The sequence below is a fragment of the Pseudomonas sp. SIMBA_068 genome, from assembly GCF_046534705.1.
Lineage (GTDB): Bacteria > Pseudomonadota > Gammaproteobacteria > Pseudomonadales > Pseudomonadaceae > Aquipseudomonas > Aquipseudomonas putida.
The window spans coordinates 1-238 of sequence record NZ_JAWRYI010001591.1 but is presented as its reverse complement, the minus strand read 5'-3'; the positions used below and the strand labels follow the sequence as shown (position 1 = coordinate 238).

Genomic DNA, 238 nt, shown 5'->3' with positions numbered 1-238 from the left:
TGGCAGCAGTTGCCCAGGGGTTTGGCGGCATCTGGCGCAGTGGCGCATTAACTGAAAGTCCGGTAGTGCGTGAAGCATTCGGTTGCCGTGAGCAGGATAAAATTGTCGGTTTTCTCTACCTCGGTACGCCGCAGCTGAAAGCATCTACGTCGATTAACGTCCCGGACCCGACGCCGTTTGTAACTTATTTCTGATAATTGTCGCGAAACTGTCTGGATTGTGAGCAAAGGCGCAGGAA

Annotated in this window: 1 pseudogene; it reads left to right on the top strand. The window is 52.9% G+C overall.

Annotated features, from left to right (window positions below):
* Window positions 1–194: pseudogene (locus tag SB756_RS35065) on the top strand (nitroreductase); the annotation flags it as partial.
* Between the last annotated feature and the right edge of the window lie 44 nt (window positions 195–238).